This is a genomic window from Kribbella sp. NPDC049174, from assembly GCF_043197365.1.
GTDB lineage: Bacteria > Actinomycetota > Actinomycetes > Propionibacteriales > Kribbellaceae > Kribbella.
The window spans coordinates 504,797-531,172 of the sequence record NZ_JBICSZ010000005.1 but is presented as its reverse complement, the minus strand read 5'-3'; the positions used below and the strand labels follow the sequence as shown (position 1 = coordinate 531,172).

22 protein-coding genes and 1 pseudogene are annotated in these 26,376 nt (G+C 69.4%); 5 read left to right on the top strand and 18 right to left on the bottom strand.

The window, feature by feature from the left end:
- Positions 1–885: pseudogene (locus ACGFIF_RS27555) on the top strand (hypothetical protein); the annotation flags it as partial.
- A gap of 351 nt (positions 886–1,236) precedes the next feature.
- On the opposite strand, the gene ACGFIF_RS27550 reads toward ACGFIF_RS27555, so the two are convergent.
- The 12 genes from ACGFIF_RS27550 to ACGFIF_RS27495 form a co-directional block, all read right to left on the bottom strand.
- On the bottom strand, positions 1,237–2,772 hold the full coding sequence (locus ACGFIF_RS27550; protein WP_393158370.1) for a PucR family transcriptional regulator: 1,536 nt from the start codon (positions 2,770–2,772) through the stop codon (positions 1,237–1,239).
- Positions 2,769–3,854, bottom strand: a complete 1,086-nt coding sequence (locus ACGFIF_RS27545) for a DUF917 domain-containing protein (protein ID WP_393158368.1) — start codon at positions 3,852–3,854, stop codon at positions 2,769–2,771. The genes ACGFIF_RS27550 and ACGFIF_RS27545 overlap by 4 nt, the downstream gene beginning before the upstream one ends.
- A 40-nt stretch (positions 3,855–3,894) precedes the next feature.
- On the bottom strand, positions 3,895–5,010 hold the full coding sequence (locus ACGFIF_RS27540) for a DUF917 domain-containing protein (RefSeq protein ID WP_393158367.1): 1,116 nt from the start codon (positions 5,008–5,010) through the stop codon (positions 3,895–3,897).
- Positions 5,007–6,083 (bottom strand): DUF917 domain-containing protein, encoded by a 1,077-nt coding sequence (locus ACGFIF_RS27535; RefSeq protein WP_393158366.1) that lies wholly within the window; start codon positions 6,081–6,083, stop codon positions 5,007–5,009. Before ACGFIF_RS27535 ends, ACGFIF_RS27540 begins: the two co-directional genes overlap by 4 nt.
- A 118-nt stretch (positions 6,084–6,201) precedes the next feature.
- Positions 6,202–7,758: a hydantoinase/oxoprolinase N-terminal domain-containing protein gene (locus tag ACGFIF_RS27530; protein WP_393158365.1), complete on the bottom strand. Its 1,557-nt coding sequence runs from the start codon at positions 7,756–7,758 to the stop codon at positions 6,202–6,204.
- A gap of 27 nt (positions 7,759–7,785) precedes the next feature.
- The gene (locus tag ACGFIF_RS27525) at positions 7,786–9,132 is read right to left on the bottom strand and encodes a purine-cytosine permease family protein (protein WP_393158364.1); all 1,347 of its coding nucleotides are present in this window, start codon (positions 9,130–9,132) and stop codon (positions 7,786–7,788) included.
- 199 nt (positions 9,133–9,331) lie between these two features.
- The gene (locus ACGFIF_RS27520; RefSeq protein ID WP_393158363.1) at positions 9,332–9,643 is read right to left on the bottom strand and encodes a DUF2218 domain-containing protein; all 312 of its coding nucleotides are present in this window, start codon (positions 9,641–9,643) and stop codon (positions 9,332–9,334) included.
- A gap of 37 nt (positions 9,644–9,680) precedes the next feature.
- Complete coding sequence (locus tag ACGFIF_RS27515) at positions 9,681–11,774, bottom strand: heavy metal translocating P-type ATPase (protein WP_393158362.1); 2,094 nt, start codon at positions 11,772–11,774, stop codon at positions 9,681–9,683.
- Positions 11,775–11,872: 98 nt separating this feature from the next.
- A complete protein-coding gene (locus ACGFIF_RS27510) occupies positions 11,873–13,453 on the bottom strand; it encodes an ABC-F family ATP-binding cassette domain-containing protein (protein WP_393158360.1) in 1,581 nt (526 codons plus the stop codon).
- Between the two features lie 149 nt (positions 13,454–13,602).
- Positions 13,603–13,812 carry a DUF6343 family protein gene (locus ACGFIF_RS27505; RefSeq protein WP_393158358.1) on the bottom strand — a complete coding sequence of 70 codons (210 nt, stop codon included), beginning with the start codon at positions 13,810–13,812 and terminating at the stop codon, positions 13,603–13,605.
- Between the two features lie 20 nt (positions 13,813–13,832).
- Positions 13,833–14,504 (bottom strand): FadR/GntR family transcriptional regulator, encoded by a 672-nt coding sequence (locus ACGFIF_RS27500; protein ID WP_132326041.1) that lies wholly within the window; start codon positions 14,502–14,504, stop codon positions 13,833–13,835.
- A gap of 26 nt (positions 14,505–14,530) precedes the next feature.
- Complete coding sequence (locus ACGFIF_RS27495) at positions 14,531–14,914, bottom strand: RidA family protein (RefSeq protein ID WP_393158356.1); 384 nt, start codon at positions 14,912–14,914, stop codon at positions 14,531–14,533.
- A gap of 502 nt (positions 14,915–15,416) precedes the next feature.
- Here ACGFIF_RS27495 and ACGFIF_RS27490 point away from each other — a divergent pair.
- Positions 15,417–19,259: a multifunctional oxoglutarate decarboxylase/oxoglutarate dehydrogenase thiamine pyrophosphate-binding subunit/dihydrolipoyllysine-residue succinyltransferase subunit gene (locus ACGFIF_RS27490; RefSeq protein WP_393158355.1), complete on the top strand. Its 3,843-nt coding sequence runs from the start codon at positions 15,417–15,419 to the stop codon at positions 19,257–19,259.
- Between the two features lies 1 nt (position 19,260).
- On the top strand, positions 19,261–19,437 hold the full coding sequence (locus ACGFIF_RS27485; protein ID WP_199238036.1) for a DUF6104 family protein: 177 nt from the start codon (positions 19,261–19,263) through the stop codon (positions 19,435–19,437).
- Between the two features lie 62 nt (positions 19,438–19,499).
- Here the strand turns inward: ACGFIF_RS27485 and ACGFIF_RS27480 are convergent, their stop codons facing one another.
- Positions 19,500–19,853 (bottom strand): helix-turn-helix transcriptional regulator, encoded by a 354-nt coding sequence (locus tag ACGFIF_RS27480; protein WP_132207887.1) that lies wholly within the window; start codon positions 19,851–19,853, stop codon positions 19,500–19,502.
- A gap of 114 nt (positions 19,854–19,967) precedes the next feature.
- Between ACGFIF_RS27480 and ACGFIF_RS27475 the strand changes: the two genes are divergently transcribed.
- Complete coding sequence (locus ACGFIF_RS27475) at positions 19,968–21,203, top strand: sodium:proton exchanger (RefSeq protein ID WP_393158354.1); 1,236 nt, start codon at positions 19,968–19,970, stop codon at positions 21,201–21,203.
- Positions 21,204–21,205: 2 nt separating this feature from the next.
- On the opposite strand, the gene ACGFIF_RS27470 is transcribed toward ACGFIF_RS27475, so the two are convergent.
- The 4 genes from ACGFIF_RS27470 to ACGFIF_RS27455 form a co-directional block, all read right to left on the bottom strand.
- Positions 21,206–21,502, bottom strand: a complete 297-nt coding sequence (locus ACGFIF_RS27470; protein WP_393158353.1) for a WhiB family transcriptional regulator — start codon at positions 21,500–21,502, stop codon at positions 21,206–21,208.
- Positions 21,503–21,621: 119 nt separating this feature from the next.
- Positions 21,622–22,125 (bottom strand): GNAT family N-acetyltransferase, encoded by a 504-nt coding sequence (locus ACGFIF_RS27465; RefSeq protein WP_393158352.1) that lies wholly within the window; start codon positions 22,123–22,125, stop codon positions 21,622–21,624.
- Complete coding sequence (locus tag ACGFIF_RS27460) at positions 22,126–23,094, bottom strand: zinc-binding dehydrogenase (RefSeq protein ID WP_393158351.1); 969 nt, start codon at positions 23,092–23,094, stop codon at positions 22,126–22,128.
- Positions 23,095–23,104: 10 nt separating this feature from the next.
- Entirely contained in the window at positions 23,105–23,476 is a 372-nt protein-coding gene (locus ACGFIF_RS27455) for a MerR family transcriptional regulator (protein ID WP_393158382.1), read from the bottom strand.
- Positions 23,477–23,582: 106 nt separating this feature from the next.
- Here ACGFIF_RS27455 and ACGFIF_RS27450 point away from each other — a divergent pair, with 106 nt between their 5' ends.
- On the top strand, positions 23,583–24,917 hold the full coding sequence (locus ACGFIF_RS27450) for a hypothetical protein (RefSeq protein ID WP_393158350.1): 1,335 nt from the start codon (positions 23,583–23,585) through the stop codon (positions 24,915–24,917).
- Here ACGFIF_RS27450 and ACGFIF_RS27445 read toward each other — a convergent pair whose 3' ends face one another.
- Positions 24,918–26,126: an NADP-dependent malic enzyme gene (locus tag ACGFIF_RS27445; RefSeq protein ID WP_393158349.1), complete on the bottom strand. Its 1,209-nt coding sequence runs from the start codon at positions 26,124–26,126 to the stop codon at positions 24,918–24,920.
- Positions 26,127–26,376: the final 250 nt, after the last annotated feature.

Sequence of the window (26,376 nt, the reverse complement as noted above, 5' to 3'; positions counted from 1 at the left end):
CGGGACAAAGCTTCAACAGCCCAGTCAACGCGCGATGCTGAGTACGGCCGGCGCACACCACGAGACGAGGACCACGGTGCTCACCCGGATGACGCTGGCCTGCTGACCGACTGGGCAGAGCCCGGCCCGGACGACGAAGCCGACCGCGACGCCCCCCATCCCAGCCACAGCAACCTCCCCGACCCACTCGACACCCCCTACAAGGAAGCGATCGAGCCATTCGACCCCGCCCTGCAACTCGACCGCGACGACGGCGACACCCTCACCACCGCGACCGTGGATACCGAGTCTGCGGACGCCGCCGCACGCCGCGCGCTGGACGCCCGGCTCGCCCAAATCCGGCGAGACGCCCACACCAACCCACGCTCCGGCCAACCACTGCGCCCCGGGCAGACCGACATCTACGTCCACCTCACCGACCACACCCTGGCCACCGGCACCGGCGTCCTGCGCGTCGAAGACCTCGGCCCCCTCCTCGCCACCCAACTCAGCGAACTCATCGGCCACGGCCCCTACACCGTCAAACCCGTCATCGACCTCAACGACGCCATCAGCGTCGACGCCTACGAAATCCCCGACCGCATCCGCGAACGAGTCAAACTCATCCACCCCGTCGAGCTCTTCCCCTACGGCACCCGCGAAACCCACCCCGCGATGGATCTGGACCACATCCAGCCCTACGACCCCCTCGGCCCACCAGGCCAAACCACCCCCACCAACCTCGCACCCCTGCGCCGCTTCCCGCACAGGGTCAAAACCCACGGCCGCTGGCAGGTACGCCGCGTCGACCCCAGGACGCTGGAATGGATCACCCCCAACGGGTTCACCTTCCACGTCGATCCGTCCGGCACCCACCGCGTACCCAGACCACATCCAGGCACATGAACCCACCGGAGCGTGCCAACCAGCACCATCCAAGCGGAACTCCGCCCCCAGGATCGCGGCATATGCTTGCCCCGCCCCGCCCCCGCCCCGCCCCGCCCCCGCCAGTCTCAGGCATCAGGCTGTTTCGAGCCTCGCCTGGGGCGCCTGCATGCACATCACCGGGTGCATCGCCAACTGGACGCCGTGGGGTTGGCTGCGTCGGGTAACCGCGGCAACGCAACGATCCACGGCTGCGCGCGTCAACGGTGCACTTGATCAAGCGGGCGACAGCACGCGCCTCGGGCGGGCGGGAGCGCCGGCGAGCACGCGACGGAGGAGCGCGCGTAGCGGCGCGTGGGATAAACCGGGCAGCTAGTCTCGGGCGGTTCGGCAGGCTAGGTGGAGGGCTAGGCGTTCGTCGGAGTTGGCGAGGTCTACGCCGAGGAGTTGCTGGATCTTGGTGATGCGGGCGGAGACGGTGTTGCGGTGGATGCCTAGGACTGCGGCGGTTTCGGCGAGTGAGGACTCGGTGTCCAGGTAGGCGGCGAGGGTGCCGACCAGGTCGCCGGGTTGGTCTTGGATGGGGGCCAGCAGGGCTTTCGCGGCTGGTTGGAAGGTGTCGGTGCGGGTCCAGGCCAGCAGCAGCTGGGCCAGGCCGAGGCGGTCGACGTGCAGGAAGCGGCCGGTTTCGGGGCGGCCGCGGGCCAGGCCGGCTGCGTCGCCTGCTTCGGCGAGGGAGGTGGCGATGCCGCCGGGGCCGGGCTGGACGCGGCCGACGCCGACATAGGCGTCGACGGTTTTGACCAGGCGGCGTTGGACGCGGCGGATGGCTGCGGCCTGTTCCTGGACCTCCGTGGACGTCGGTTCGCGGGCAGCGGTGATCCACACGGACCAGCCGTCGCCCTGCTCAACAACGACCGCCTGCAAGCCCTCCGCGTCGAAGGCCTCGACGACGTCGGTACGACGACCTGCCACGTCCACCTGTCCGTCAGCGCCGATGCGGATGCCGGTGTGCCACCCGTCCAACTGCCAACCAAGGTCGACCGCGCGTCGCCGCGTAGCCTCCGACGGCTCACCGTGCAGCAACTCTCCCAGCAGCGACGTACGTTGCCGAGCGTCCCGCTCCAACTCCAACCGCCGCAACGCCAACCGCTGCCCAACGGCGGGCGCAACCACCGTCAACACAGCTGGCACGGCGGCAACCTCAGCCGGCACCACACCGGGCAGTCGAGCCACCAGCCAGCACGCAGGACCCGCACCAAGCACAGACACCGCGATCAGCACCGCACCACTCGGCAGATCCACCCGGTACGGCGCAGCCCAAGCCACCGGCACAGCAGGCAACGCCGCAACCAACTCCGGTCGCTCAGCAGCCTCCAACGGCTCCCCCGCCAACGTCCCACCGTCGGACCCGGCCAGTGTCACCGGCCGCTCCAGTACGGCGGATGTCGTACGCAGCACAGAGTCCAGTTCACCGTCGGACCGCCGCAGCGCAGTCACAGCTCGCAGCACCAAGTCCGCCCGCACCAGGTCAGGCTCGGCCGTCACCCGGTTGAGGTGCTCATGCGCCGCCAACGGATCCAGACTCCCCAGCACCGGCAACTGCAACCGTTCGGCCAGCAACTGTGCCCCACGCCCTAACGGCTCTACACCAGCCAGCAGCACCGCAGCCGCACCCGCTGCGGACGCCCTGCTGATCAGCGCATCGATCCGCCAGTCGGTGTGATCCGATGCCAGCAGTACGACGAGCAACTCCCCACCCATCGGCGACGGATGCCCGGCAACGTCCATCAGGATCCGCGATCCGGCCAACGAAGGCCCCGGCTCCTGCCCACCACCCAGTACGACGACCTCCCGCCACCCCGGCGACGTCAGCATCGCCGCCAGCGTCGGCGCCAGCCCGGTCACGAGGCCTCCAGCAACAGTGGATCGCAGGTCAGGCCAAAGGCCCGAGGACCGACGTGCGCCAGGCGCTCGCCATGCCGCCACCACGACGGCCCCGGCAGCGCGAGCACAAGCACCTCGTCACCAGAGCGAACAGCGTCGACCGCGATCGGCTGCAGTGTCCGCCGATCCAGCACGCACACCAGGTCAGGCGTGGTCACCACTGGTTCACCGTCGACCATCGCCAGCAGGTACTCGTTCTCAGTCTCGATCCGCACCACAGCACGACTCGGCTCGTCGACAACACAGACAGTCCCACGCCCGAACGCGCCGGCGCCACCCGGGGCGTGCGACCGAACGCCGTACCGAGCCACCTCGTCGACCCGCCCGTCACCCAGCAGTCGCCCGCCGAGTGCCTCAGCCACGTCGCCAGGCGCGGCGGCGGAGACGGGCAGAGCGGCATGGGCACGCCCGAGCTCGAGTGCCCTGGCCAGGCTGCCGTTGACCGCGTCGGACGTCGCACCCGCAGCAGGTGTCGGTGCGAGCGCCAGCACCGCCCAACCACCCGTGTGTACGACGAGGCTGCGTACGGCGCGCTCCAGCCCGGCCGGATCGATGTTGTCGACGACAACGACCTGACCGCCCGGCTCACTCAACGCACACGGCGTCAACGACCGTCCGGCCACCGCCCACGAGAACTGGTCGAGTCGCGGCATCGCCCGGCCCATCAGGTCCGCGTCGACGAACGGCAGCCCCATGTCCACCGCGGCAACCAGTGCGCTGAGGCCGTTCAGGCCGCCTGCCTCCAGCGACATCAGCCCGTCGACCGGCTGACCGGTCCAGCGGCTGACGGCCTGCACAGCCGTCGAGAACTCTTTGCCACTCGGCAGCTTCTCGGTGAGCACACTGGTCGCTCCGACCACGCCGACCGGGCTCAGGTAGCCGTCGGCAACGTCCGACGCGTCCAGCAGTTCCAGGTCACCGGACCCTAGCCGCCGCTGCAGGATCCGCCCGAAGGCCCGGCTGTCGCCGCCACCACCGGACCCCAGCAGAGTGACGCCGACGACCAGCGCCTCCAGGTCCCGCTCCCGGATGACGGTCGTCATGGGCTGATGATGTCACCGCAGCCCGCCCACCGGGTGGACCTCAGGGGGTGCTGAGGACGGCGTCAGTACGGCGCTCGACCGGCGAGAACTCCACGCCGAGGCCGAAGCACGACGGCCCGAAGACCGCCAGGGCCTCCGGCGTCCGCATCAGGTCCGGTGTGGAGATACCGACGACGGTGACGCGCTGCCCGTACCGCAGGCCCTCAGTGGTGATCGGCTCAGCGGTGTCCGCCTCCAGGACACAGATGAGATCCGGGACCGTGCAGACAACCGAACCGTCGACCTCCGCGACCAGGTTCTCGTTCTGGAAGCGGAGCTCCAGCGAGGAGGTGCCGTCGTACGACGCGAAGCGGGCCCGGCCGCGGGCGAAGCCTTCGACCGTACGGCGCTCGACGTCGACCACCTTGCCGCGGAACAGCACCCGCAGGTGGTTGTACAGCGTCGGAGCCAGCGCCACACGCACAGCCTCGATGGGATCGCTGTGCGACTCGCGCGCCAGCCGCACCGCCCGGCCGAGGGACAGGCCGAGGGACAGCGTCCGCGGTACGGCGGTGCGCTTCACGTCGGCGCCCGTCATCGAGTACTCGGCGATGTGCGCGACCCCGCCCAACCGGATGGTGATCCCGCGGGCCAGCCATTCCATCTGTCGATTGTCGACACCCGTATCGATGACCACGGTCTCGTCGTGTTCGCCCGCGATCGCCATCGGCGACCCCGGTACGCCGTACACCGAGAACGTCTCCATCTGGAGTTCGGGGAACGCCCGGCCCATGCCGTCGGCGTCGACCACCGGGAGGCCGGTCCGGGCCGCGACCAACAGCGGGATCATCGAGTTGATGCCGCCGCACTCGATCGGCATGGTCGCGTCGGCGGTGCGGCCGAGGTGCCGTTCGAGCGCCCGCAGCGCGCCGACCGGTTCGCTGCCGCGCGGGATCTTCTCCACGATCACCGTCGGCGCACCCATCTGCGCGGTCGGGATGACGAAGGCGTCGTCGTCGAGCTCGTCCGGGTCGAGGACGGTCACCGGACCGTGTTCCCGGATCGCCTGCTCGACCAGCAATCGCCCGATCAGCGGATCCCCGCCGCCCCCGGTCCCGAGAATCGCCGCCCCGCGCGCCAGATCCCGCAGGTGCTCAATCCCCAATTTCCAGCTCATACCGTCTCCAGTGCGCGGATCGGATCCAGGTCGTAGCCGAAGTAGCGCGGTCCCACCAGTTCGATGCCGGCCGGCGAATGCCAGCGTTCGTCGGACGGCGCGGCCAATACGCTGACGCGTTGCCCGTAGCGCAGGGCCTCCGTTGTGATCGGCTCGCCGGACTCGGTGTCCAGCACGATGATCAGGTCAGGCGTGGTCGCGATCGCGGCACCGTCGACCTCGGCGACCAGGTGTTCGTTCTGGAAACGCAGTACCAGCAGGCGGCCGAGCGACGCATCCAGTCCGTCGACGGTCGCGTCACCGCGGGCGAAGCCGGTCGTCGTACGACGCTGAACGTCGACAACCTTCCCGACATGCAGCAACCGCCCGCCGAGCCGGTCCACCACCGCGGCCACCGGATCACTGAGCGATCGCCGCGCCTCGTCGATGGCCAGCCCGATGGCGAGGCACTGCGACAGCGTCCCGGGCACGAACGACTCCCGCACCTCGGCGCCCGTCATCGCGTACAGCGACACGATCGCCGAGCACCCCATGTCCACCGTCGCGGACCGGGCCAAGCGTTCCGCCCACGTGTTGGAGATCGTGTCGAAGACGCCGCGGTTTCCTTTTTCGTCGACAATCGACATCGGCGTCGCCTCGATCCCGGCGAGGGTCGGCAGCACCATCTGCAGTTCGGGGAACGCGCGGCCCATCCCGTCGCCGTCGACCAGCGGCAGGCCGAGCTGGGCGGCCGCGATGACCGGGACGGTCGAGTTGACGCCGCCGGCCTCGATACAGGCGATGTGGGTCGGCGTCTTGCCGAGGTACTTGGCCAGCGTCTGGACCGCGATCGCGATCTGGTCCGCGGACGGGAGCTTCTCGACCATCACGGTCGGCGCACCCATCATTGCCACCGGCAACACACAGGCGTCGTCCGGCAGGTCGTCCACGCTCACCAGCTCGACGGATCCGTGGGCGCGCAACGCCTGCTCCGCAAGCAGCCGGCCGATGTGCGGATCACCGCCACCACCAGTCCCCAGTACGGCGGCCCCCCGCGCCAGCGGGCCGAGATCAGCAGCTGTGAGCATGGTCATGGGGCCTCCCGGTCTGGACTGAGGAGTGGAGGGAGCGAAGCGACTGGAGCGACGAGGGAAGACCGGGAGCCAAGGCCCCATGACCCAGCCGGCGCCGGAGGCCCGGCCATGAGCACCGTCATGACTGCCCCAGCCGGAGGTCGCCGACCGCCTTGCAGCGGATCCGGGTGGCGTTGCCGGGCAGGTAAGGAATCGGTACTTCGTCGAAGTCCACGATCCGCACCTGCGCCGGATCGGCACCGGCCGCGACCGCCCGGTCCACCGCTTCCTGACGAGCCTCGTCGACCACCGCGTCACGACGACCGGGATCGATCGCGTACACCCGATCCACCTCGCCACCCACCTGCGCGATGGCCGCACCGATCGCGTTCGCGACCGCGAAGTGGTCCGGGCGATGCACCGCCAGACTGCCCGGCAGATCGTCGGGCAGCAGGATCGATCCGCCGCCGACCGCCACCACCGGCAGCGGCTCAGGCGACGTCCGCATCCGCTCGACCGCGTCCGCGATGTCCGCCGCGACCCGAGCCAGCGCGGCCTTGACCAGCGTCGGGTCGAGATCGGCGACCGCAGCAGCCGAGCCGATGTCGGCCCGCCCGGCCGCGACCGCGATATCCGTCGCGGTCAACGTCGTACCGCCGAAGACCAGCGCCTCCTCGGTCAACCGATAACCCACGGACCGAGGACCGACCGTCACCAGGTCGTTGTCCTCGGCAACCAGACTGCCGCCGCCGATGCCGATGCTGAGCACATCGGGCATCCGGAAGTTGGTGCGGACGCCGGCCACGTCCACCTCGGTGGTCGCCTCCCGCGGGAAGCCGTGGGTGAGTACGCCGACATCACTCGTCGTACCGCCGACGTCCACGACCGCGCAGGTGTCCAGGCCGGACAGCAGGGCCGCGCCGCGCATCGAGTTCGTCGGGCCGGACGCGAAGGTGGCGACCGGATAGCGACGGGCGAAGTCGACGTCCATCAGGGTGCCGTCGTTCTGGCTCAGGTACAGTGGCGCCGCGATGCCGTGCCCGGCGACGGCGCCGGCGAGACCGTCGACGATACTCGCGGCGAGCTCCCGCAGCGCCGCGTTGATGATGGTCGCGTTCTCCCGCTCCAGCAGGCCGATCCGGCCGATCTCGTGCGAGAGCGAGATGGCCACGTCGTCGCCGAGCTCGGACCGCAGGATCTCCGCGGCGCGCAGCTCGAACTCGTTGCTGACCGGCGAGAACACCGACGAGATCGCCACCGACCGGACGCCGTGCGCGATCATGTCCCCCGCGTGCCGGCGCAGCTCGTCCTCGTCGAGTTCGGCGATGTGGCGGCCGTCGAACTCATGGCCGCCGTGGGCCAGATAGCTGCGTCCGCTGACCGCCTCGACCAGCCGCTGCGGCCAGTCCACCAGCGGCGGCAGCGACGCGGTCGCGGGCAGGCCGAGCCGCAGCGCCGCCGTCGGGGCGAGCCGCCGGGCCTCGACCAGCGCGTTGATGAAGTGCGTGGTGCCGATCATCACCGCCTGGACCTGGGCCGGGTCGAACGACCGCTCGGCCTGCAACCGGTCGAGGGTGTCGATGATGCCCGCCGTCACGTCCTCGCTGGTGGCCGACTTGTTGGCCGCGAGGACAGTGCTGCCCTCGAGCAGCACGGCGTCGGTGTTCGTGCCGCCGACATCGATGCCGATACGCATGCGGATCCTCCTGGGTTTCAGGTACGGCTAGCTGGTGGCCGGGACGGCGGTGGGCTCAGTCTGCTCACTGTCCATGGTGCGACTCGTGCCGACACCGCGGATCAGGCCGAGCTTGCCGGCCACGACGTACGCGGCGAAGCCGACGACGAGCGAGTTGATGCTGGGCAGGCCCCACTCGACGTACTTGCCGATCAGGGCGGCGCCGATCCAGATCACGATGGTGGCCGGTACCCAGGTCGGGGCGGTCGCGGGGAGCGTGCCGTGCTCGCGGGTCTGGTCGAGCTCGGGCCGCCAGCGCTTCACCACGAAGTACTCCGCGACCATGATCCCGGCGATCGGCGGGAACGCGACGCCGAGCACGATCAGGAAGTCGGTGAACTTGCCCAGGATGCCGCCGGCCGCGAGCAGGCTGCCGAGGATGCCGACCACCAGGGTGACCACGGCCCGGTTGACGTGCCGGCCGAACACGGTGCCGATGAAGTTCACGATGCCGAGGCCGGAACTGTAGAGGTTCCAGTCGTTGATCTTCATGGTGCCGAGGATGATCACCAGCGTGCCGACCCAGCCGACCGACGAGGTGACGATGGTGATCACGTTCGCCGAGCCGACCGCGTGCGCCAGCAGGACGCCGGACAGGCCGATCACGTACTCGCCGAGGGTGATGCCGAGCAGTGTCTGCTTCACCACGTCACCGACCCCGCGGTTGAACCGGGTCATGTCCGGGGTGATGACGGCGCCGACGATGAATCCGCCGGCGACGAGCGTCGTACCTTGCAGCAGGCTCAGCTCCGGACCGGGTGGCGCGGCGCTGGTCAGCGCGCCGAGGCTGTGGTTGGACAGTTCGCTGATGATCGACCAGCCGACCAGGATGAGGAAGGCCGGCACGGTCACGTAGGCGACCCAGGCCATCGAGTGGAAGCCCCGCAGTACGACGAGCGTCACGGCCAGACCGAAGGCCAGCGACCAGCCCCAGGTGGGCAGGACGCCGACCAGCGAGCTCAGGCCGGCCGCGGACACGGCGGACTGGATGCCGAACCAGCCGATCAGGCTGATCCCGATCGCCAGCCCGATCAGCGACGAGCCGGCCTGGCCGAACCCGGTCCAGCGCGCGATCACCGAGGTCTGCAAGCCCTCGCGGGCGCCGATGATGCCGATCAGGATCGCCACCAGTTCGAGGATCACCGCGCCGAGCGTGAGCGCCCAGAACGCGGTCCAGAAGTCCATCCCGAAGCCGAGTGTGGCCCCGAGCAGGAACTGACTCAGCGCGGAGATCTGCCCGAACCGCTGTGTCGCGACAGACCACCAGGAATAACGGGCACTCGCCGGGACGCGGGCGAGCGCATAGTCGTCGGTACCGACCTGTGAAGCGGCCATGGGGAACCTCCAGGACTGGGGATTCCACCGAACGTACGGCGCTCAGCGGCCTCGATCACCGTGGATTGTGCACACCCGGCACGGCTGCACTGTGCACCCAGCCCATGTCGACGCTCTTGCCCGACGGCCATCCGAGTCCTTCGTCGCGGAGTGCTACTGCTCCGCCCCCTCGGTGTGCTCGCAGTAGTCGCCGACGCTCCTACGCCGGATGCTCCCCCACCGATTGCCAATCCACCCGCAAGCCGTCCCGGCGGCCGATCTGCTCAACGCGCTCCGCCACGTGAGCGCTCGCCTCGCGCAGCCGTCCCGCATCCGCGGCCTCCACCCTGAGCACCAGCCGGTCCGGCTCGGCGACGATCTGCCAGGTCGCCGGACCGAGATCGATCAGCAACTCGCCCGGCTGCTGGTCCAGCAGCCGCATCCCGCCCGGTTGGTGCGCGAAGTGACTGCTCAACTGCTCGACATACCGCGCCGCCCGCTCCGTCGCGACGTACGCCTCCATCACCGGCATCCCACACTCCTTTTCAATCCATAGTGTCTCGACGGGACTACGAGGTCAGGTGGGCCGGTGAGAGGTCGAGGCGACGCAGCAGCTGGGCGTTGAGGGCGACGACGATGGTGGAGACAGACATCAGGATCGCGCCGACGGCCGGGGAGACGAGGATGCCGGCGAAGGCCAGGACGCCTGCGGCCAGGGGCACGGTCACCACGTTGTAGCCGGTGGCCCAGGCCAGGTTCTGCCACATCTTGCGGTAGCTGGCCTTGGACAGCTCGATCACCGACAGGACCGCGCGCGGGTCGTCGGCGGCCAGGACGACACCGGCTGACTCGATCGCGACGTCGGTGCCGGCGCCGATCGCGATGCCGACCTCGGCGCGGGCCAGGGCCGGCGCGTCGTTCACACCGTCGCCGACCATCGCGACCTTGAGTCCACGGGCCTGCAACTCCGCGACCTTGGCGTCCTTGTCCTGCGGTAGCACCTCGGCGAAGACCTCGTCGATCCCGAGTTCCTTCGCCACCGCCTCGGCCACCTGGTGCGCGTCACCGGTGATCATCGCGACCTTCACGCCCCGCCGGTGCAACGCGTCCACAGCCTGCCTGGACTCCTCACGTACCTCGTCCTCCAACGCGACCGCCCCGAGCACCTGTCCGTCCCGGACCACATGCAGAACCGCCGCGCCCCGTTCCTTCCAGGACTGCACATCCGCCTCGAGCTCAGCCGGCTCCGGTACGCCGTACTGCCGCAGGAAAGCCGGACCGCCGACGGCGACCTCGGCGCCATCGACAACAGCCTGGACACCACGCCCGGTGAGCGAGCGGAACTCTGAGGCGACCAGCCGGCCGTTGGCAGCCTCGCTGGTGCCGACTCGGGATCGCTCCTGGTACGCCCGGACGATCGCCTTCGCCAGCGGATGTTCGCTGTCCGCCTCGACCGCGGCCGCCAGCTCCAGCAGTTCGTTCTCGGTCACCGAGCCGACGCCCGCGACCCCGGTGACGACCGGCTGGCCCTTCGTCAACGTGCCGGTCTTGTCGAACAGGACGACGTCGATCGTCCGCATCCGCTCCAGCGCCAACCGGTTCTTCACGAGTACGCCGGCCTTCGCGGCGCGCTCGGTGGAGATCGCGATCACCAACGGGATGGCCAGTCCGAGGGCGTGCGGGCAGGCGATCACCAGGACGGTCACGGTTCGCGTGACGGCCTCGTCGATCTCGCCCAGCAACGTCCAGACTAGGAAGGTGATCACACCCGCAATCGATGCGAAGTAGAACAGGAAGGCCGCGGCCCGATCCGCCAGCGCCTGCGCCCGGGACGACGACGCCTGCGCCTCCGCGACCAGTCGCTGGATCCCGGCCAGTGCGGTGTTCTCCCCGACCGCGGTGATCTCGACCCGCAGAGCATTGTCGGTGGCAACGGTTCCGGCGACGACCGGGTCGCCGACAGCCCGCGCGACCGGCCGGGACTCGCCGGTGATCATCGACTCGTCGACCTCGGCCTGCCCCTCGACCACCTTCCCGTCGGCAGGCACGCGACCACCCGAGCGGACCAGGACGACGTCGCCCTCGCGCAACTCCGCCAGCGACACCTCGACCACACCGTCGTCGGTCACCTTCTCCGCAGAGTCGGGCAGCAACGCGGCCAGTGCGTCCAGGGCACCTGATGCGGCACCGAGGGCGCGCATCTCCAGCCAGTGCCCGAGCAGCATGATCACGATCAGCAGCGCGAGCTCCCACCAGAAGTCCAGGTCGAACCCGCCGATCTCCAAGGTCGTCACCCAGGACGCGACGAACGCGACCGTGATCGCCATCGAGATCAGTAGCATCATCCCGGGCCGGCGGGACTTCAGTTCGCCCCATCCACCGGTCAGGAACGGCTGGCCGCCGTACAGGAAGATCACCGTGCCCAGCACCGGGGCGATCAGGCCCGAGCCGGGGAACTCCGGCGGCATGTACCCGAGCAGGTCGGCGAACATCTCGCTGAAGAACACCACCGGCACCGCCAGCCCCAGGCTGACCCAGAACCGGTCCTTGAACTGCGCCGCATGATCCCCATGCCCAGCGTGCCCGCCCGCATGTCCACCGTCATGCCCGCCCGCGTGGCCGGCGTGCGCGTCATGCCCTGAGTGCTCGTGATGTTCATCCATACCCCGGACCATACCCCCTAGGGGTATCTGATCTCAACCCCCGCACACGAAACAGCCCCGCCATCCAGCCGGATGACGGGGCAGTCGCGGACGTCGTACTACAGCGGTTCGATGTCGGTGAGAGTCTCGGGGGTGAGCTCGACCCAGCGGGTGATGCCGATGTCGCGGAGGAACGGGAGGTCGTGGCTCGCGATGAGGAGCGCACCGCTGTACGACGAGAGCGCGTCCTTCAACTGGGCGACGCTGGCCAGGTCGAGGTTGTTGGTCGGCTCGTCGAGCATCAGCAACTGCGGTGGTGGCTCGGCCAGCAGCAGGGCGGCCAGGGTCGCCCGGAAGCGTTCACCACCCGACAGCGTGCTGACCAACTGATCGGCGGCACGCCCACGGAAGAGGAAGCGGGCCAAGCGCGACCGGCGCTCCTGGTTCTCCGTACTCGGCGCCAGCAAGGCGAGATTGTCGACGATCGACAGGTCGTCCTGCAGCAGATCGAGGCGCTGTGGCAGCAACCGGTACGGCACCACCGGCAACTCCCCCACCGTGACCGACTCCAGCAACGTCGTCTTGCCGGCACCGTTCGGACCGGTCAGTGCGATCCGCTCCGGACCGCGGATCTCCAGCTCCACCTGCGCACCGGTCCGCAGGACGTGATCCTCGAGCCGCAGCACGATCCGCCCGGCCGGTACGGCGGTCTTCGGCAGGTCGACGCGGATCGTGTCGTCGTCGTGGACCAGCGACTCAGCCTCGGCCAGCGCCTCCTGCGCCGACTCGAGCCGCTCGGACTGCATGCCGAGGTGCTTGCCGGCCGACACCTGTGCGGACCGCTTCAACCCACCGGCGATGATCTTCGGGATCCCGCCCTGCTCGAACGCCCGCTGGCCGCGCGCCCGGCGCTGGTCCATCTTCATCCGCGCCTCGATCAGGTCGCGTTTCTGCTTGCGGACGTCGGCCTCCGCCGAGCGCATCATCCGCTCGGCCGCCTCCTGCTCGACCGCCACCGCTTCCTCGTACGCCGTCAGGTTGCCGCCGTACCAGGTGATGTCGCCCTTGCGCAGGTCGCCGATCTGGTCGACCCGGTCCAGCAACTCCCGATCGTGGCTGACGATCAGCAGCGCACCGCGGAACTGGTCGACGGCGTCGTACAGATGCCGCCGGGCCCGCAGGTCCAGGTTGTTGGTGGGCTCGTCGAGCAGCAGTACGTCGGGACGCCGCAGCAACTCCGCGGCCAGCCCGAGCAGGATCGTCTCGCCGCCGGACAGCTCACCGACATTGCGATCCAGGTCGATCGCGCCGAGGCCGAGCTTGCCGAGCAGTGCCTCGGCCCGCTCGTCCACGTCCCATTCGTCACCGATGACGGCGAAGTTCTGCTCCGACGCGTCACCGGACTCGATCGCGGTGATGGCGCGGCGGATCGCGTCGATGCCGAGCGCCTGGTCGACGCGCAGCGTGGTGTCCAGGGTCAGGTCCTGCGGCAGGTACCCGAGCTCGCCGCTCACGCGGATCGTGCCGCGCTGCGGGTTGAGCCGGCCGGCGATCAGCCGGAGCAGCGTCGACTTGCCGGCGCCGTTGCGGCCGACGAGTCCGGACCGGACGGGACCGGCGACGAAACTGAGCCCGTCGAACAGGACGTCGCCGTCCGGCCAGGCGAAGAAGAGGTCCGTACAGGACAGGGAATGACTCATGTGCGTGTGCTCCAGAAAGAGGTCTCGGACGAGACCGCACACCGCGACGGGTGGCGATCACCGGCTGAAAGAAGACCTCGGAGCTACAACGCAGACCCCTGACGTCGGGAATGGGACGCAGACAAGGTTACGGGCCCCGCTTCACCGCTTCAACCATTTATCCGGCGCTTGCGCCAGGCAACGATCACCAGGTCGACCAGGGCGACGACCGCCAGCACGACGCAGGCGATCACCCACCCGGCCGGGACGTGGTACGCGGCGAACAGGATCGCCGCCGTGATCCACATCGTCACGCCGAAGCAGGACAGCACCAGCCGAAGCGTCAGGGCACTGCGCGGTGGAGGCGGCTCGAAGGCCATGCCACCCCAGTACCCAGAACTCAGGGGGCCTTGCGGAGCCAGGTCTCGACGCCGGCAATGTGGGCGGTCATCCAGGCGCGGGCCGCCTCCGCGTCACCGATCTCGATCGCATCCAGGATCGCGGCATGCTCCGACAGCGTCCGCTCGACCGCGCCGGCCTGGGTGACGCCGCGCCAGATCCGGGCCCGCTGGGTCGCGCCGGAGATGCCGTCCAGGAGCGAGCAGACCACCTGGTTCCCGGTCGCCTCGGCGATCGCGCGATGGAACCGCAGGTCGTTGGCGACCAACTCCTCCACCGGCGCGTCCGGGGTCAGGTCGCTGCACAGCAACCGCAACTCCGTCAGCTGTTCCTTGCTGATCCGTACGGCGGCCAGCGCGGCCACCCCCGGCTCGAGCAAGCGTCGTACCTCGAAGAACTGCAGGACCGAGTCGTCTCGATGCAGGTCGACCATGAAGTTCAGCGCATCGAGCAGATGCGCCGAGTCCAGGCTGGTCACGTACGTGCCGTCGCCGTGCCGGACGTCGAGCACGTTCACCAGCGTCAGCGCCTTGACCGCTTCGCGCAGCGAGTTCCGCGACAGGCCGAGCCGCGCCGCGAGATCCGCCTCCTTCGGCAGTCGATCCCCCGGCCCCAGTTCCCCCGAGGTGATCATCCCTTTGATCTTGACGATCGCCTCATCCGTCAACGCCATTTGGTCAGTATGCCGCCAACCCCTGCTCAGCGGCGTACGGCGATCGCATCCACCTCGAAGCTCATGTCCGGAAGCGCGAGTGCGGCGACGCCGAGGAGCGTCTGAACGGGCGGCCTGCCGGGCCAGCGGCGGGCGATGGCGGCACCGACGACGGCGAGCTTGTCCGGCGTGTGGTCGACGACGTACGTGCGGAGCTGGAACACGTCGGCGTAGTCGAGGCCGGCCGAGCGCAGTGCGACCCCGAGGTTGTCGAACGCCAGCTCGACCTGCTCGGCGAACCCCGCCACCGGCACCTGGCCGTCGGAGCCGGAGGCGTACTGGCCGGCGACGAAGACGAGGTCCCCGACGCCGGCCACATGGCTGTAGCCGAAGCCGGTCGGGTCGTGCAGTTCTGCCGGGTTGGTGATCATCGGGCGGGTCCTCTCGATAGATTCTGGATATATAATATCCAGAACATAGCATCCCGACCGCGTGCACAAGCGCGGTGAGCCCAGTGGTGACGAACTGGACTGATCCGGAGCGTGAGGTTCGCCACATTTCTGCGCAGTCATGATCACCACGGACGGCTAGTGCTCAGTTGCATACAGTGGCCAGTCAGGCTCAATCGCTGTACCCAGAGTCACGGCGGGGAGTGCCGGAATCCCACTTCTGTAAGGCGTCCGGCACTCCGTCCGGCCTTCGGCCGGGTCGCTCACATCCGGACGGGTGCTCGGTGAGCTGAAACACCTGCCAGCACAGTGTTTCAGGCCTCGAACGATCAAGCCGGGAGGGCCCGACCACTCGACGCACTGGTCCGGTGATCCCGGACTGTGGAAGTGGTCGGCGTGCTATTAGCCTTGCCCTGGGGATGCCCCCATAACATCAGCAGTAACCACCGCGGTAACGGACCGATCGGAAGAGGCGAACTGCCAAGTGGCCACCGAGCCATCAGACACGAATCCACTAGCAGCCTTCGGTGCTAACGAATGGCTGGTCGACGAGCTGTACGACAAGTATCTGCAGGACCCGAAATCAGTGGATCCGGCGTGGCTCGACTTCTTCAAGACCTATACGCCAGGTGACGCGAAGCCGGTGACCACCGCCCCGGCCGACGCTCCCAGGCCCGACGCGGTGTCGGAGAACAAGACCCCCGAGGCGCCGAGCCGCGGCACGGCCGCGTCCGCGCCCGCCTCGAGCCAGCCCGCAGCCGCGGCCACCGCCGCTGCCCCTGCTGCCGCAGCTCCGGCCGCAGCGGCCGCAACACCGCCGGCCGGTGCGCAGGCCGCCGTACCGCAGCAGAACCAACCCGCAGCACAAGCAGCGCCGGCTCCCACCAGCGCCGCCCCGACCGGAGGCACGGTGAACCAGCCGCCCAGCGCCCAGACCAAGCCCGCTCCCGAGACCACCACGGACACGGAGCGGAAGATCCTGCGCGGCGCGCCCGCGCGGACGGCGCAGAACATGGAGACCAGCCTCTCGGTCCCGACCGCGACCAGCGTCCGGCAGGTCCCGGTCAAGCTGCTCATCGACAACCGCATCGTCATCAACAACCACCTCAAACGCGCCCGCGGCGGCAAGATCTCCTTCACCCACCTGATCGGCTGGGCGCTGGTGAAGGCGCTGAAGACGCTGCCCGAGATGAACGCGTCGTACGACGAGACCGAGGGCAAGCCGACCCTGGTCCAGCCGGCCCACATCAACCTGGGCCTGGCCATCGACATGCAGAAGCCCGACGGCACCCGGCAGCTGCTGGTGCCGTCGATCAAGGCCGCCGAGACGATGACGTTCGCCGAGTTCTGGATGGCCTACGAGGACATCGTCCGGCGGGCCCGGGACAACAAGCTGGCGCTGCCGGACTTCCAGGGCACCACGATCAGCCTGACCAACCCCGGCACCATCGGCACCCAGCACTCGGTGCCGCGGCTGATGACCGGGCAGGGCTGCATCATCGGCGTCGGCGCGATGGAGTACCCGCCGGAGTACCAGGGCGCGGCCGACGAGACGATGGCCAAGCTCGCGGTCAGCAAGGTCATGACGCTGACCTCGACGTACGACCACCGGATCATCCAGGGCGCCCAGTCGGGTGAGTTCCTGCGCCGGCTGCACCAGCTGCTGCTCGGCCAGGAGGGTTTCTACGACGAGATCTTCCAGTCGCTGCGGATCCCCTACGAGCCGATCCGCTGGGCCGCCGACCTCCCGCACAGCCACGAGGACGACATCAGCAAGCAGGCCCGGATCCTGGAGCTGATCCACGCCTACCGGGTGCGCGGTCACATCATGGCCGACACCGACCCGCTGGAGTACAAGCAGCGCAGCCACCCCGACCTGGACGTGGCCACGCACGGCCTGACCCTGTGGGACCTCGACCGCGAGTTCGCCACTGGGTCGTTCGGCCAGGCCACCGACCGCAAGTTCATGAAGCTGCGGGAGATCCTCGGCATCCTGCGTGACTCGTACTGCCGGACCACCGGGATCGAGTACATGCACATCCAGGACCCCGAGCAGCGCCGGTGGCTGCAGGAGCGGGTCGAGCGGCCGCACACCAAGCCGCCGCGCGAGGAGCAGCTGCGGATCCTGGCCAAGCTGAACGAGGCCGAGGCGTTCGAGACCTTCCTGCAGACCAAGTACGTCGGCCAGAAGCGCTTCTCGCTCGAGGGTGGCGAGACCACCATCCCGCTGCTCGACGAGCTGTGCGAGGAGGCGGCCGGCGCCGGCCTGGACGAGGTCGTCATTGGGATGGCGCACCGCGGCCGGCTGAACGTGCTGGCCAACATCGTCGGCAAGTCCTATGGCCAGATCTTCCGCGAGTTCGACGGCAACATCGACCCGCGGACCGTGCAGGGCTCCGGTGACGTCAAGTACCACCTGGGCGCCGAGGGCGAGTTCGTCTCCGAGTTCGGCGACAAGATCAAGGTCTCGGTGGCGGCGAACCCGTCCCACCTGGAGACCGTCGACCCGGTGCTCGAGGGCATCGTCCGGGCCAAGCAGGACATCCTGGACCGCGGCGCCGCGTTCCCGGTGCTGCCGGTGCTGGTGCACGGTGACGCGGCTTTCGCCGGCCAGGGCGTGGTGGCGGAGACGCTGAACCTGTCCCAGCTGCGCGGCTACCGCACCGGCGGCACGATCCACGTGATCGTGAACAACCAGGTCGGCTTCACCACCTCGCCGGCCTCGTCGCGCTCGTCGATGTACTCCACCGACGTCGCCCGGATGGTGCAGGCACCGATCTTCCACGTGAACGGCGACGACCCCGAGGCCTGTGTCCGCGTTGCCGACCTGGCCTTCGAGTACCGCCAGGCGTTCAACAAGGACGTCGTCATCGACCTGGTCTGCTACCGCCGCCGCGGTCACAACGAGGGCGACGACCCGAGCTTCACCCAGCCGCTGATGTACGACCTGATCGAGCAGAAGCGGTCCGTCCGCAAGCTCTACACCGAGGCCCTGATCGGCCGCGGCGACATCACGGTCGAAGAGGCCGAGCAGGCGATGCGGGACTTCCAGCAGCGGCTGGAGCGGGTGTTCACCGAGGTTCGCGAGGCGAAGAGCCAGCCGGACACCCCGGCGCCGTACGTGACCGTCCCGGTCTACCCGGACAAGCCGGAGGGCCCGGACGCGACCGCGACGACGCCCGAGATCCTGAAGAAGATCGCCGACGCGCACACGACGCTGCCGGAGGGCTTCACCGTGCACCCGAAGGTGCTGCCGCAACTGCAGCGCCGGGCGACCGCGATCACCCAGGGTCCGATCGACTGGGCCAGCGCGGAGATCACCGCGTTCGGTTCGCTGCTGCTGGCCGGACGGCCGGTGCGGCTCGCGGGTCAGGACAGCCGCCGGGGCACGTTCGTGCAGCGGTTCGCCGCGATCATCGACCGGGTCAACGGCCAGGACTACGTCCCGCTGCAGAACCTGGACGAGAACCAGGCGAACTTCCACGTCTACGACTCGCTGCTGAGCGAGTACGCCGCACTCGGCTTCGAGTACGGCTACTCCGTGGCCCGTCCGGACGCGCTGACCCTGTGGGAGGCGCAGTTCGGCGACTTCGTCAACGGCGCCCAGTCGATCATCGACGAGTACATCTCGGCCGGTGAGGCGAAGTGGGGCCAGAAGTCGGGTGTCGTGCTGCTGCTGCCGCACGGCTACGAGGGCCAGGGCCCGGACCACTCGTCGGCCCGGATCGAGCGGTTCCTGTCGCTGTGCGCCGAGAACGCGATGACCGTGGCGCAGCCGTCGACGCCGGCGTCGTACTTCCACCTGCTCCGCCGGCACACCCTCGGCGAGGAGCACAACCCGCTGATCGTGTTCACGCCGAAGCAGCTGCTGCGGCGCAAGGAGGCGGTGTCGCAGCCGGAGGAGCTCACCCACGGCGCCTTCCGGCCGGTCATCGGCGACGTCGAGGCGGAGGCCACCGCGGCCACCGTCGAGCGGGTCATCCTGGCCTCCGGCCGGATCGCGTACGACCTGCTGGCCGAGCGGAAGAAGGCGGAGCCGGACAAGCTCAGCACCGCGGTCGTCCGGGTCGAGCAGCTCTACCCGCTGCCGGCCGACGAGATCGTCGCGGAGCTGGCCAAGTACCCGAACGCGGCCGAGATCCGCTGGGTCCAGGACGAGCCCGCGAACCAAGGCCCGTGGCCGTTCATGGCGCTGAACCTGACCGAGCACCTCGGCGGCAGGCCGTTCTACCGGGTCTCCCGGCCGGCCATGTCGGCGACCTCGGTGGGCTCGATGGGCGCGCACCAGGCCGAGCAGGCCACGCTGCTGAAGCAGGCGTTCAGCTGACGTGTACTTCACCGACCGAGGGATCGAGGAACTCGAGGGCCGGCGTGGCGAGGACGACGTCACGCTGGCCTGGGTGGCCGAACGGCTGCGCGAGTTCGTCGACCTGAACCCCGAGTTCGAAACCCCGATCGAACGCTTCGCCACCTGGCTGGCCCGCCTCGACGACGAGGACGACTGATCCTCCAGCTGTTCCAGCCGGACCGACATGCCCTCCGCCGACGGCGGAGGGCATTCGTTTTTCTAGTCCGTGTGCGGTGGCCGGGTGCGGCGGGGTGGGTCGGGGGCCAGGGAACCGTCGGGGGCGATGTGTTCGAAGATCTGGTCGACCAGGTTGAGCACGTGGGGGTCGTCGACGGTGTAGATGTGCCGCCGGCCCTCGCGGCGGGCGGTGATGATGCCGGCCAGCCGCAATTTGCCCAAGTGCTGGCTCGCGGTGGCGATGCTGACTCCGACCCGGTCCGCCAGTGTGCCGACGTCGTACTCGCCTTGCGCCGCCAGTGACACCAGGTGCAACCGGACGGGTGCGGAGAGCATCGCGAAGGTGCCCGCGGCGGATTCGAGCTGCGCCTTCGTCGGTTCAGGGGATGTGGTCATCGCGCAGTCATTGTGACCGCTGGACCGGTCAGGCGACAGCACGCCGGGCCGCGGTGACGACGGTCTCATACTTTCGCAATTGCGAAAGTGTTAAAACGATGGCAGCCTTGAGACATGCCCAGAGCCCTCCGCCCTGTGTTCCTCTGCCTCGCCGCAGCGCTTCCGGCCGTTGCCCTCCGGTTGTCCGGGGTGCATCCGTCGGCACCGCTCGCGATCGTGGTTTTCGGTCTCGGCGTGGTCGCCGCGTCGTTCGTGCTCGCCTGGGCCGCCGAGGCCGCGGAGGTCGACATCTCCGGCGGACTGGCGATCGCGCTGCTCGCGGTGATCGCGGTCCTGCCCGAGTACGCCGTGGACCTCTACTTCGCGCACACGGCCGGCAGCGACCCGGCGTACGTGCAGTACGCCGCGGCCAACATGACCGGCTCCAACCGGCTACTCCTCGGCCTCGGCTGGTCCAGCGTCGTACTGATCAGCCTGTACGTCGCCTCGCGGCGCAGCGGGCGGACGGTGAAGGCGCTGGTGCTGGACTCCGGGTACAAGCGGGAGCTCGGCTTCCTGGGGATCGCAAGCGTGGTCGCGTTCGTCATCCCGGTCACCGGGCAGATCCACCTCGTGCTGGGGATCGGGCTGCTGGCCTTCTTCGGGTACTACCTGTGGCGGGCGGCCGCGTCCGGGCACGACGAGGAGCCGGACCTGATCGGGCCGGCCGCGCGGATCGGCGCACTGCCGACGGTGCAGCGGCGGACCGCGGTGATCGGGATGTTCGTGACGGCGGCCCTGGTGATCCTGATGGCGGCCGAGCCGTTCGCGGACTCACTGGTCGAGGGCGGCCACGCACTGGGGATCGACCAGTTCCTGCTGGTGCAGTGGCTGGCTCCGCTGGCCTCGGAGGCACCGGAGTTCATCGTGGCGCTGCTGTTCGCCTGGCGGGGCAAAGGCGGGGCCGCACTGGGGCTGCTCATCTCGGCCAAGGTGAACCAGTGGACCCTGCTGATCGGCAGCCTGCCGATCGCGTACATGATCGGTGGCGGATCCGCTGCCCTGCATCTGGACGGGCGTCAGGTCGAGGAGTTCCTGCTCACCGCGACGCAGACGCTGCTGGGTCTAGCGGTCCTGCTGAGCCTTCGCTTCCCGCGCTGGGCGGCCTGGACGTTGCTGGGGCTGTTCGCGGTGCAGTTCGCCGTACCGGGTCAGACCGGGCGATACGTGCTGTGCGGGGTCTACCTGGCGCTCACGGTGGTCGCGCTGGTCCGCAACCGGCAGTACATCCTGCCGACGATCACCTCGCCGTTCCGGCGGACGGAAAAGCCCGCCGGCGCGGAGCGCGCCGACGAGCTTGTCGAGGTCTGACCTCAGCTGGCCTGCTGCTCTTCGACGATGGAAGGGCGGCGGCGCTCCTGCGGGCCGGGGCGGCCGCGGCGGCGGCCGTAGAGGAACTTCTCGCCGGCCGCGGTGCCGGTGAACTTGGTCCGGCGGGCCCACTCGCGGCATTCCTCGATCACCGGGCAGGACGTCAGGCACACGGCCTGGGCCTTGCGCTGCTCCCACTGGGTGGCGGTCTCGTCGTACGCCGGCGCCTGGCCGACACAGGCGGCCTTCATCATCCAGCGGTCGGCGGGGTCGGCGATCACCGTCAAGGTCGGCCTCATGGGCACTCCTGGTCGCTCATCGATCGGGCGGATCGAACCCGCGGGGGTTTCCTGCGGTAGGACCAGACTGGTCCAGTTCGATTGCCCCGGTGCGACGCGCATGTTTCGGGCGTGAAACGTCAGTGCCGGACCATCCGGATCTCCATCAGGCCGAAGTACGGATCGTGCTTGCGGACACCGTCCTCGACGAAGCCGTTGCGCCGGTAGAACGTCCGGGCCCGACGGTTGTCCTCGAACACCCACAGGCTGGCCGGGTCCTTGCCGACAGCAACCTCCAGCAGGCGGGCGCCCAGCCCGGTGCTCCACCACGCCTGCCGGGCGTAGATCGCGAACAGCTCCAAGGGCGTGGGGGCATCGTCGTCACGCGCGGGCCCGGCCGACGAGAAGCCGATCACCCGGTCCTGGACGGCAGCCTCCGGATCGGGGTTCACCGCGAGCCACCGGATCCATCCCTCGGCCGTCGCGTGCGCCCAGCGCTCGGTCCGGCGCTCCAGGTCGCTGGTCCGCTCCGCCAGTACGTCGGCCTCGACCAGGCCGGCGTACGCCTCCCGCCAGCAGAGCAGGTGGCACCAGGCCGCGGCCTCGGCATCCTTCGCCGTGGCCTGGCGGATCTCCGGTCGCATTCAGACAGTAAAGACGATCTTGCCGAAGACGTCGCCCTCGTTCATCCTGGCGAAGCCCTTGCGGGCGTCGGCCAGCGGGAGCACCGAGTCGATGTGCGGCGAGATGCCCGCGTTCGCCATGAACTGGACGAGCTCGGCAAGCTCGACCCGGGTGCCCATGGTCGAGCCCTGGACCCGCAACTGCAGGAAGAAGATCCGGTTCAGCTCGGCCGACTTCGGCGCCTGGCCGCTCGTCGCGCCGGAGATGACCAGGGTGCCGCCCTGTTTCAGCGACTTCAGGGAGTGCGACCAGGTCGCCTGACCGACCGTCTCCATCACCGCGTCGACCCGCTCCGGCAGCCGCGCCCCGGATTCGAACGCGTCGTGCGCGCCGATCTCGAGCGCCTTCGCCCGCTTCCCGTCGTCCCGGCTGGTCGCCCAGACCCGGATGCCCGCGGCCCGCGCCAGCGTGATCAACGCAGTCGCCACCCCACCACCGGCGCCCTGCACGAGCACGGTGTCGCCCGGCTTCAGCCCCGACTGCGTGAACAGCATCCGGTACGCCGTCAGCCACGCGGTCGGCAGGCACGCGGCCTGCTCGAAGCTCAGCCCGGCCGGCTTCGGTACGACGTTCCGCGCGGGGACGGCGACCTTCTCGGCCAGCGTCCCCTGGTAGCGCTCGCTCAGCAGCGACCGCTTCGGGTCGAGCGTCTCGTCACCCTTCCACGCCGGGTCGGAGATCACCGCGTGCACGACGACCTCGTTGCCATCCGCGTCGATCCCGGCCGCGTCGCACCCGAGGATCATCGGCAGGTTCTGCTCGGCCAGTCCGACGCCCTTCAGCGACCACAGGTCGTGGTGGTTGAGCGCAGTCGCCCGTACGTCGATCGTCACCCACCCCTCGGGCACCGTCGGGTCGGGGCGCTCCCCCACCTCCAGTGCGGCGATCGGGTCGTCGGCGTCGAACTTGGCGGCGTAGGCAGCAAGCATGCGTACCACCCTAGGGGGTGGTCTGCGCCGAGTCAGTTACCGAATTCACCATGGGAGTGGAAAGCACGCCGTCCAGCAACTGCCGCGACTCCTCCAGCGCCTTGATCGACGCCGAGATCCGGTCGCGCTCGTGCTGCAACTGGTCGATCAGCACCGGGCACGTCGGCTCCAGCTTCTCGGTCACACACGGCAGCACCTGCGCGATCGTCGAGGTCGACAACCCGGCCGCCAGCAACGTCCGGATCCGCCCCACCAGGTCCACATCGCTCTCGGCGTACTCCCGGTACCCACTCGGCAGCCGCTCCGGCTTCAACAGCCCCTGGTCCTCGTAGTACCGCAACAACCGTTCACTGACGCCGGTCCGGGCCACCATCTCCCGCATCCGCACGCGATCACCACCTCACTCCGACTCTCACATCAGTGTCGGAGTTTAGCTCGCCCCCTTTCGCGGTAATAACGGCCCTGACCGAAATTCTCGAGGAGGACCGATGTTCCGTCTCCTGGTGGCTGCCTCCCTGACCACCGCCCTGCTGACCGGACAGACCGTGCCGGCGCCGGCCGCGACGACCGCACAGGTCACCGGCGCCTACCTGCAGATCACCGCCGACGGCGTCGCCACCGGCCGGGGCCTCGAGGGCGCGTCGCATGCGCACGCCGCACTGGCGGCGATGTACGACGTGACCGGCGACCCACGGCAGCGCCAGACCGCCGACGAACTGCTCGACTACATCCTGCAGCGGCGGCCGGGCCACATGAACACGGACATCGCCCTGCAGATGCTGCGCAGCCCTTACCTGCAAGGCGATCCGCGGTTGCGCGCCAACCTGGAGACGTACCTGACCGCGCTCCTCGACCTGTACGCCGCGCAGCCCGACACGGTGTTGGGCACCGGCGACATCCGCACCCTGACCGGGCGGGCCGAGCTGCTCGTCAACTACGCCGAGTACCTCGAGCAGCGGTCCGGCGACCCGGCCCGGATCCGGTCCGTCGACGCCGCGGCCCAAGCCATGCTGGATCGGGTGGCGGCACTGCAGTACACCCGTCAGGAAGCCGTCTCGGCGTTCCGCAACGACCGGTACGTCGGCGCCTTCCCGCACTTCGTCGCCGGTGACGACGGCAACATGGGCAGCTGGGACGTGGAGCACTGGGCGCCGTCGATGCTGTCACTCGACCAGTACGCCGCGGTCCGCGCACTCGCCGTCGGGTACGGCCGCTTCCAGTCCGCCACCTACAACGACGCCGCCGCGGCCGGAACGCGGCACCTGCTCGGCACCACCGAGATCGATCCCGACCTGGTCTACGCCGGCGCACCGGCCGGGTTCCCGCTCGACGGCGCGACGTACGAGATCGGCGAGGAGACCGGAGAGCACCCGTATCTGATCACCTACGGCTGGTCCCCGAACGCGATCGCCCAGATGGGTACGGCGTTGAAGGCGGTCCGCGACAACCGGGTCAAGGTGCCGCATGCGGCCGCCTGGCTGGCGTCGTACTGGCGGGGTACTCCCCCGCGCAGCGTGCTCGCACCGGGACTGTTCTGGCACGGACTGGACGCGAAGATCCAGTACACGCACCGGTTCATCGAGGCCACCCAGCTCGCCGTCCCGACCGGCTTCCCGTGGCTCGACCTGGAGCGCACCACGTTCCCCGGAACCGGAGACGACGACATCCGCCGTGGCGGCTGGTACGACGGCTCCGGCCGCGGCGCGATGTCCGCCGTCTACTCCCGGCTCGCGATGACCGGCTACGTCGAGTCCGGCGGCCACGACGTACAGATGCTGAACCGAGCCGGCCAGTGGTGGGAACGCATGGTCGTCCGCGGCTGATCAGGCCCGGGCGACCCCGTCGGTTTCGGCCGCGGCGGCCACCGCGGTCGCGACGGCCGGGGCGACGCGGGCGTCGAACGGCGACGGGATGATGTAGTCCGGGCGCAGGTCGTCCTCGGTGATGAGGCCGGCCAGCGCGTCGGCTGCCGCGAGCTTCATCCCCTCGGTGATCCGGGAGGCGTTCGCGTCGAAGGCACCGCGGAAGATGCCGGGGAACGCGAGCACGTTGTTGATCTGGTTCGGGAAGTCGGAGCGTCCGGTCGCAACCACGGCGGCGTGCCGGTGCGCGATGTCCGGGTGCACCTCGGGGTTCGGGTTCGCCAGCGCGAAGATCATCGACCCATCGGCCATCCGCGAGATCGCCTCCTCCGGCACCGTCCCACCGGACACGCCGAGGAACACGTCCGCGCCGTCCAGCGCGTCCACCAGCCGGCCGGACAGCCCGCCGGTGTTGGTGTCACGGGCCAGCGAGAGCTTGACCGGGTTCAGGTCGGCGCGGTCCTCGTGCAGCACACCCTTGCTGTCGACAACGGCCAGGTCGCCGACACCTGCCTGCAGCAGGATCCGGGCGCACGCGACCCCGGCCGCACCGGCTCCGGAGATCACCACCCGGATGTCCTCGATCGACTTGCCGGTGACCCGGAGCGCGTTCCGCAGCGCGGCCAGTACGACGACCGCCGTACCGTGCTGGTCGTCGTGGAACACCGGGATGTCCAGCCGCTCCTTCAGCCGCCGCTCGATCTCGAAGCACCGCGGGGCCGAGATGTCCTCGAGGTTGATCCCGCCGAAGGTCGGCGCCAGCCGGACGACGGTCTCGACGAACTCGTCCACGTCGGTGCAGTCGAGTGCGATCGGCACCGAGTCGACGCCGCCGAACTCCTTGAACAGCAGGGCCTTGCCCTCCATCACCGGCAGCGACGCGGCCGGGCCGATGTCACCGAGCCCGAGGACGGCGGTCCCGTCGGTCACGACCGCGACCACGTTGGACTTCCAGGTGTAGCGCCGGACCAGCGACGGGTCCTCGGCGATCGCCGTACAGACCCGGGCCACACCCGGGGTGTAGGCCTTGGACAGGTCGGCGGCGTCGCGGACGTGGACCGAGGACGTGACCTCGATCTTGCCGCCGCGGTGCAGCTCGAAGACGGCGTCACCGGCGTACCGATCGGACTCGGTGACGGCGGAGACGGACGGATGGGGCTGGGCGACCATGCGGGGACCCTTCGGAGAAACAGCGTGCAGGCGGTTGGTTACAGTGAGTGGGCGGTTCGATCAATGGGTACGTCGAACAACGCCGCGGCCAGGGGGTCACCCGTCGCACCGAGTAAACCACACACCGCACTGGTCTGCTCTGTGAGGGTGCCCACAGCGGCCCCAAGGGCTGCATCCGGGCGGCAACAGGGTGACGATGAGGTCTCAGCCGTAGTCGGCAGCCGACACGTGGCTGTCTGCTGTGTCAGGA